This window comes from Streptomyces sp. WM6372 (genome assembly GCF_001279655.1).
Lineage (GTDB): Bacteria > Actinomycetota > Actinomycetes > Streptomycetales > Streptomycetaceae > Streptomyces.
Window position 1 is genome coordinate 1 of record NZ_LGDB01000068.1, and the last position, 3,510, is coordinate 3,510.

The 3,510-nt window shown below is 67.4% G+C and carries 2 protein-coding genes and 1 pseudogene; all 3 read right to left on the bottom strand.

Going from position 1 to position 3,510, the window contains the following annotated elements:
• A pseudogene (locus ADK52_RS07400) lies at positions 1-1,964 on the bottom strand (condensation domain-containing protein); the annotation flags it as partial.
• Between the two features lie 149 nt (positions 1,965-2,113).
• Positions 2,114-2,758 carry an AMP-binding enzyme gene (locus ADK52_RS43450; protein ID WP_234343508.1) on the bottom strand — a complete coding sequence of 215 codons (645 nt, stop codon included), beginning with the start codon at positions 2,756-2,758 and terminating at the stop codon, positions 2,114-2,116.
• The coding region (locus ADK52_RS43455) for an AMP-binding protein (protein ID WP_234343510.1) at positions 2,734-3,510 on the bottom strand (777 nt) is incomplete at its 5' end. The genes ADK52_RS43450 and ADK52_RS43455, both read right to left, overlap by 25 nt.

Consider the following 3,510-nt stretch of genomic DNA (forward strand, 5'->3'; position numbering starts at 1 on the left):
TACGCCTGCGGACACCGCACCACGTAATTCACCAACGCCGCATGCGACACCACCACACCCTTCGGCCGCCCCGTCGAACCCGACGTGTAGATCACATACACCGGATGGGCGGGGAGCACCGATGACAGACGGTCGTGGTCGGTCAGGTCTACGCCGTCCCGGGCCGCCACGGCACGCCGGGTTCCGGGCTCGTCGAGGAGCAGGCGGGGTGCGGAGCCGTCCTGGGGCAGCACGGGCACGGTGTCCGTTTCGGTGATCACCAGTACCGGTTCGGCGTCCGCGAGCATGTACGCGATCCGGTCCGCCGGGTACTCCGGGTCCACCGGCACGTAACCCGAACCGCTCTTCACCACCGCGAGCAGCGCCACGACCAGATCCACCGACCGCGGCAGAACCACTGCGACCAGCCGCTCCGGACCGGCACCACACGCCACCAGATGGCGGGCCAGACGATTCGCGCGGGCGTTCAGCTCGGCATAGCTCAGCTCGACGCCGCCACTGACCACGGCCGGCGCGTCCGGAGTCCGCAGCACCTGCGCCTGGAACAACTCCGGCAACGTCACATCCGGAACCGCGTGAGCCGTGTCGTTCCACTCGACCAGCATCCGCCGACGCTCGTCCGCGGCAAGGACACTGACACTACGGATCGGCTGATCGGGTGCGGGTGCAGCGGTGAGCACTTCGATCACGAGCGCCAAACGGTCCGCGAGGCTCTGGGCAGTCCCCTCCGCGAAGAGGTCGGTGCGGTAGTCGAGCCGTCCTCGCAGACCGGTGGGCATGCCGTCCTCTGCATGCGACTCGCCCAGCGTGAACGAAAGATCGAACTTGGCCGCGGCCGCCGCCGTGCGCTCGGGGTCGACGCTCAGCCCCGGTAGAACGAGATCGGGCTCAGCGACGTTCTGGAAGGTGAGCATGACCTGGAAGAGGGGGTGGCGGGCCATGGAGCGTGCCGGGTTGAGGATCTCCACCAGCCGCTCGAAGGGCACGTCCTCATGCGTGAACGCCGCCAGGTCCGCTTCCCGGACCCGCTCCACGATCTCCCGGAAGGTCGGGGCGCCCGACAGGTCGGTCCGCAGGACCAGGGTGTTCACGAAGAACCCGACGAGATCGTCGAGTGCGTCGTCGGTACGCCCGGCGACGGGCGTGCCGATCGGGATGTCCTGACCGGCGCCCATCTTGGACAGCAGGACGGCGAGAGCTGCCTGCACCGTCATGAAGACGCTCGCCCCGCAGGACCGCGAGAGCTCCACCAGACGGGCGTGCACTTCCGCCGGTACGTGGACGTCCACCGAAGCACCCTCGTGCGAAGCCACGGCCGGGCGCGGGAAGTCGACCGGCAGTTCCAGCTGCTCCGGAAGATCGGCCAGCGCCTGCTTCCAGTACGCGACCTGGGCGGCGATCACGCTCTCCGGGTCGTCTTCGCTGCCGAGTACCTCGCGCTGCCACAGCGTGTAATCCGCGTACTGCACCGCAAGCTCTTCCCACGCCGGGGCATCCCCCTTGCAGCGGGCGGCATACGCCTGCGACAAGTCCCGGGCCAACGGCGCCATCGACCAGCCATCCGCCGCAATGTGATGCACCACCATAACGAGAACCCACTCGCCCGGCGCATCCGCAACCTCCAGCAGACGCACCCGCCACGGCAGATCCCGCTCCAGATCGAACCCGGCACCGGTAACGCCCGCCACCACCGCGGCAACATCGCCCGCCGGCACCGACTCCACCACAACAGCTGGAATGCCCGCGGCACCCTGCAAGATCTCCTGCCGCGGCTCCCCGTCCACCTGCGGAAACACCGTCCGCAGACTCTCATGACGACCCGCGACGTCCGCCAGCGCAGCCCGCAACGCCTCGACATCCAGCGTGCCCGTCAGACGCAACACAAGCGGAATGTTGTACGTCGCGGACGCACCTTCAAGCTGACCCAGGAACCACAGACGACGCTGCGCGAACGACACCGGAATCACAGGAACGACCTTTCGCTTGCTCCCTCACACGGAGGGGGTACACCGCCTACCCAGGCGGCGGATTACATGAAGAACCTGCAAGCAGGCGGGGCCCGTGGAGCTCTCCTCAGGCCCCGGCACTCTCGCTACTCATGTGGAAAGCGGCATCATTCGCCGTCTTCCGGAAGGGGACGCATACGGCGCAGCTTGGGACGTGCCTTCGCCGTCGCCGCCGACGTGAGTTCCGTCGTCAGCAGAGCCACTGTGGGTGCTCCGAACAGCGACCGGACAGTGACTTCCACTCCCAGTGCCAGGCGGATCCGACGTACGAGCCGTGTCGCCAGCAAGGAGTGGCCGCCGAGGTCGAAGAAGTTGTCGTCGATCGACACGGACTCTACGGCCAGGACCTCGGCGAACAGGCCGCACAGGACCTCCTCCTGCGGCGACCGCGGTACCCGCCCCGACGCGTCCGAGGTGTATTCAGGAGCCGGCAGCGCCCGCCGGTCCAGCTTCCCGTTCGGCGTCAGCGGCAGACCGTCCAGCACCACGAAAGCCGACGGCACCATGTAGTCCGGCAGGCTTCGGCGGACGTGACCGCGCAGTTCAGCGGTGACAGCGCTCCACGGCACGTTGTGCGCGGAGGCATCAGGTGTCGGCACGACGTAGGCGGTGAGGCGTTTGTCGCCGGGCCGGTCCTCCCGCACGACGACGGCCGCCTGGACGACCTCCTCATGACCAGCGAGAACGGCCTCGATCTCACCCGGCTCGATACGGAAACCCCGCACCTTCACCTGACCGTCAGCACGCCCCACGAACTCCAGAACCCCCGCCCCACGAACTCCAGAACCCCGTCCGCGGACCACCGCACCACATCCCCGGTCCGATACATCCGCGAACCCGCCACCACCGCGAACGGATCCGCAACAAACCGCTCCGCCGTCAAACCAGCCTGGCCCGCATAACCACGCGCCAGCCCAGCACCGGCCACATACAACTCACCCGCCACACCCACAGGCACCGGCGACAAACCCGCATCCAGCACATACACCCGCGTGTTCCACACCGGACGCCCGATCGGCACGATGTCGTCACCCGCACGGCACTCCCACAACGTGACATCCACCGTGGTCTCCGTCGGACCGAACGAGTTGAACACCCGACGCCCCGAAACCCACCGCCGAACCAACCCCGCCGAAGACGCCTCACCCGCCAACACCAACGTCAAACCCGCAGGAAGAGCATCCTCCCCCAACACCTCCAACACCGCCGGAGGCAACGTCGCATGCGTCACCCCATGCCCCACCACGAACCGCGACAACACCTCACCCGCGACCCGCTCCTGCGACAACGGCACCACCAACACCGCACCCGACAACAACGCCATCCAGATTTCCCAGACCGACGTGTCAAAACTCACCGAAGCAAACTGAAGAACCCGGGCACCCGGCCCCACACCCAGACCCTCGACCTGCGTCCCCGACAAACTCGCCACACCCACATGCGAAACCACCACACCCTTCGGCCGCCCCGTCGAACCCGACGTATAAACCACATACGCCGGATG